This window comes from Lysobacter enzymogenes (genome assembly GCF_017168095.1).
In the GTDB taxonomy this organism is placed as follows: Bacteria; Pseudomonadota; Gammaproteobacteria; order Xanthomonadales; family Xanthomonadaceae; genus Lysobacter; species Lysobacter enzymogenes_D.
Genome location: NZ_LXSD01000603.1, coordinates 1 through 838 on the forward strand (window position 1 = coordinate 1; position 838 = coordinate 838).

General features: G+C 67.7%; 1 pseudogene. It reads left to right on the forward strand.

Annotation, left to right across the window (positions count from 1 at the left end):
- Positions 1–838: pseudogene (locus A7A76_RS23375) on the forward strand (ABC transporter permease); the annotation flags it as partial.

Consider the following 838-nt stretch of genomic DNA (forward strand, 5'->3'; position numbering starts at 1 on the left):
CGGCGGCGCGGGTCGCGGCGGTGAAGCCCGCGTTCGGCGGCGCGGCGGCGCGCGCGCAGTTCTGGCGCAGCGTGCGGCTGGATGCGGCCGGCGTGTTCAAGAGCGTGCCGTTCCTGATCCTGCTGGCCTTCGCTACGCTCAATTTCGTCGCCGGCTCCAGCAGCGTGCAGAAGATGTACGGCACTCAGGTGTATCCGACCACCTCGCTGATGCTGGTCGCCTTGCAGGGCACTTACAGCTATGTGCTGGTGCTGATCGCGATGTTCTACGCCGGCGACCTGGTGTTCAAGGAACGCAGCGCCAAGCTCAACGAAGTCGTCGACGCGATGCCGGTGCCGAACTGGGTGCCGCTGCTGAGCAAGTTCGTCGCCCTGGTCGCGGTGGTGCTGGCGTTCCAGGCCATCGGCGGGGCGGCCTCGATGGCGCTGCAACTGTTCAAGGGCTACACCCATCTCGAACCGCTGCTGTACCTCAAGGGGCTGCTGCTGGCCTCGGTCCCCTACGTGCTGATGGGCGGGCTGGCGCTGGCCTTGCAGGTGTTCTGCAACAACCGCTTCATCGGCTACGGCCTGACCATCGCGGTGGTGGTGACGCTGGCCGTGCTGAACATGCTGCACTTCGAGCACAACCTGTATCGCTACGGCAATGCGCCCAAGGCGGTGTATTCGGACATGAACGGCTACGGCCACTTCCTGGCCGCGCGGTTGTGGCTGCAAGCGTATTGGAGCCTGTTCCTCGGCGCGCTGCTGGTGCTGGCGGGGGCGTTGTGGGTGCGCGGCGCGCCCGGCGGCTGGCGCGAGCGCCTGCGCTTCGCGCGCGAGCGTCTGCGCGGCGGGCC